The organism is Ruegeria sp. AL12 (genome assembly GCF_056540885.1).
The window spans coordinates 1-1,362 of sequence record NZ_JBQFXN010000047.1 but is presented as its reverse complement, the minus strand read 5'-3'; the positions used below and the strand labels follow the sequence as shown (position 1 = coordinate 1,362).

3 protein-coding genes are annotated in these 1,362 nt (G+C 57.6%); 1 reads left to right on the top strand and 2 read right to left on the bottom strand.

Annotated elements, in window-relative coordinates; translation table 11 throughout:
- Window positions 1-194 (bottom strand): Gfo/Idh/MocA family oxidoreductase (locus ACR0C6_RS21220; RefSeq protein ID WP_480621076.1); only part of this gene is annotated, 194 nt, incomplete at its 3' end.
- A gap of 12 nt (window positions 195-206) precedes the next feature.
- On the bottom strand, window positions 207-917 hold the full coding sequence (locus ACR0C6_RS21215) for a GntR family transcriptional regulator (protein ID WP_480484798.1): 711 nt from the start codon (window positions 915-917) through the stop codon (window positions 207-209).
- 105 nt (window positions 918-1,022) lie between these two features.
- Here ACR0C6_RS21215 and ACR0C6_RS21210 point away from each other — a divergent pair.
- A partial coding sequence (locus ACR0C6_RS21210) for an LLM class flavin-dependent oxidoreductase (RefSeq protein ID WP_480621074.1) occupies window positions 1,023-1,362 on the top strand: 340 nt, incomplete at its 3' end.

Genomic DNA, 1,362 nt, shown 5'->3' with positions numbered 1-1,362 from the left:
TCAAAATCCAACACCTCTTGCACCGAGCGTGCCATAACCGCACCCGGCGCAATCGCCTGCGCGGCTTTTCCCATCCCGGGATCGGGCTCGAATATCGCCGCGACACGCGTGCCGTCCAGCAAGGCGATATTGTGCAGGTGTTCCTGCCCCATCATGCCACATCCGATCAGCCCGTAATTGATGGTCCGGGTCATGCACGTTTCCTTTTACTTCAGACGTTGGACATAGGTGGCCCGGTCCGGGTCGAACCAGGTCTTTGAAAATTCGACAGGTTCGGATTTGTCCGACCAGCTGAACCGTTCGATATAACCCACCGTTTCACCGGCGGCTTTGGTGAACGCCGCGGGCGTCCAATCGGGCAGCTGGCCAATCGATACGCGATCTTCGGCCCGTGATATCCAGAAACCCAGCTGGTGCTGATAATAGCGGTAGAGCGAGTCCGACAGCAGGCTTCGCTTGATCAGGCCGGCTGATTCGTCCAGCCAGATTTCCTCGACCGCGATGATTGTGTCATTCAGATAGCGCATCCGACGTACGCGCGATCCGGTGTCCGAGGTGCCAAAATCCGGCAGATCGGAAGGTTTCTTCAGATGATCGACGGACAGGATATCCGCACGCGGCAACCCGCCCCCTTGGGGCAATTCCAGCCGGAACATCGCGTAGACGCTGTTCTGAGTTCCGGTCTCGCGGATGTAATTTCCTGACCCCTGAATACGCTCCAACATGCCTTTTTTCTCAAGCTCTGCGAGAGATTTTCGCAGCGTGCCGACCGACACGTTCAGCTCGGCCGCCATATCGCGTTCCGGGGGCAGACGCTCACCATCGATCAAGCGGCCCGCAGCGACATCGCGGATCAGCAGCTCGGCAATCTGAACGTAGATAGGCAGGGCATTGGGGTTTCGGGTGTTGGGGGGCATTTCAGGCGCTTCATTCGGTCGCAGGAAAAATTGATACACTATTGATCTACATCAATGTGATTGCTACGCAAGAGAAAAGTAAAAGATGCACGGAGCGTGAATCAAATGACCATCGTCCCCATCACATCCCCTGATCTGGATGCGGCCGAGGTTTCGTGGTTCGCCGCCTTATGTTCGGACGATTATCAGTTCCTGGGTGTGCCTGATGGTGATCTGCGGTCCAGCTGGGAGCATTGCTCGGCCATCGTGAAGGAGGCCGAGGCGCAGGGGTTCCGCAACATCCTGTGCCCGTCATCGTATCAGGTTGGGCAGGACACGCTGAGCTTTGTCGCCGGTTGCGCGCCGATCACGCAGAAGATCAACCTGTTGGCCGCTGTGCGCTGCGGCGAGATGCAGCCGATCATGCTGGCCCGCACGATCGCGACTTTGGATCACATGTTGAAGG